A 1,687-nucleotide genomic window follows, 5' to 3' on the forward strand; every position below is an offset into this window, starting at 1 on the left:
GGCGGGTTCTAGCGGTCGTTGCAACACCCAGAATTTTCGGGAGTTGCAACGACCGTGTCGTCTTTAACAGAGAAGCCTGCTGGGCGGCGGAGATATTCGCAGGATGAGAAGGACCAGTTCTTTGCTGTTCTGGATCGGGTTCAGAATGCGAGTGCCGCTGCGCGGGAGCTGGGGTTCAATGTGATGACCTGTCACCAATGGATCCGCAAGGCAGGTTTAGCCCGGGGCAAAGTACGGAAGCAGTCTGCCCAGCAGAAGTACACGGCTGGGCAGAAAGAGCAGTTCTTCGCCCTATTCGACCGCCTGAAGAGCACCACGGAGACTGCAAAGGAACTCGGGCTCAATCCCAATACGTGCGCCGCGTGGGTGCGCAACGCCGGGTTGAAGGGGCAGGGGAAGCCGGGGACAGGTCCACACCCTGGAAGGGACCAGTTCTCCCGACTGCGCAAGGCCGGTGTGAGCCGGCGGAAAGCTGCCTTGGCAGTGGGTATTCATTTACGGACCGCCGAGGAGTGGGACCAGGGAATCCGGAAGTCCGGCGGGCGACGCATTTACCCCGACGGCCGGGTGGTCGACTACAAACGTGGAGTGATCACCATGACTTCCCCCGGCGGCATGGCCGGAACGACACCGGTCCCGGTATCAGCGCTGGAGAAACGCATCGACCCGCGATACCTCAATGTTCAGGAACGGGAACTGATCCGGGATCTCCAGGCAGCCGGAACCTCGCTTAGAGCGATCGCCCGCACTCTCGGCAGATCGGCCTCAACAGTCAGCCGAGAACTGGCACGAAATACCGATCCGCAGATGGGCTATCTGCCCCATGGAGCAAATCGCAAGGCAGCTGCGCGGCGGGCGCGACCCAAGACAGCCAAACTGGCCGTTGAGTCGACGCTGCGTGAGTACGTGAAAGACAAACTGCTCCTACGCTGGTCTCCGGAACAGATCAGCCACACGCTGGTCGAAGAGTTCCCTAACAAACCGGAGATGCGTGTGAGCCCAGAAACCATCTATCAAGCCCTCTACATCCAGGCCAGAGGCGGACTCAAACGCGAGATCCAGGCAGCCCTACGTACCGGCCGGACCCGCCGCAAGGCCCACACCACCGGTGAACAACGCACTCCCAGGTTCATCGACCCCATGATCATGATCTCCGAGCGTCCACCCGAGATCGAGGACCGAGCCATACCGGGCCACTGGGAAGGAGACCTCATCACCGGCGCCCACAACCAGTCCGCGATCGCGACCCTGGTCGAGCGCACCACCCGCTACGTGATGCTCGTTCATCTGCCGGGTGACCACACCGCCGAAACGGTCCGCGACGGCCTCATCAAAACCATGGCGACCTTGCCGGCGCACCTGCGAGGCTCCCTAACCTGGGACCAGGGTGCGGAAATGGCCGCGCACAAATCCTTCACCCTCGCGACCGACATGCAGGTCTACTTCTGCGACCCAGCCAGCCCCTGGCAACGCGGCTCGAACGAGAACACCAACGGGCTGCTGCGCCAATACTTCCCCAAAGGCACCGACCTGTCCGCCTATGGGCCGGAAGACCTCGAACACGTCGCCCAGGAACTCAACGGCCGCCCACGCAAAACGCTCGGCTGGAAGACCCCAGCCGAGCGTTTACGTGATTTACTTCTAACCACCTAACCAGCAGGTGTTGCAACGACCCCTAGAAACCGCC

The 1,687-nt window shown here is 61.6% G+C and carries 1 protein-coding gene; it reads left to right on the plus strand.

The features are described 5' to 3' along the window. Positions 1–456: 456 nt before the first annotated feature. Entirely contained in the window at positions 457–1,653 is a 1,197-nt protein-coding gene (locus Q9R30_RS19210) for an IS30 family transposase (protein ID WP_311218585.1), read from the plus strand. The last annotated feature ends 34 nt before the right edge of the window (positions 1,654–1,687 follow it).

Source organism: Arthrobacter sp. AB6 (assembly GCF_031844545.1).
Lineage (GTDB): Bacteria > Actinomycetota > Actinomycetes > Actinomycetales > Micrococcaceae > Arthrobacter.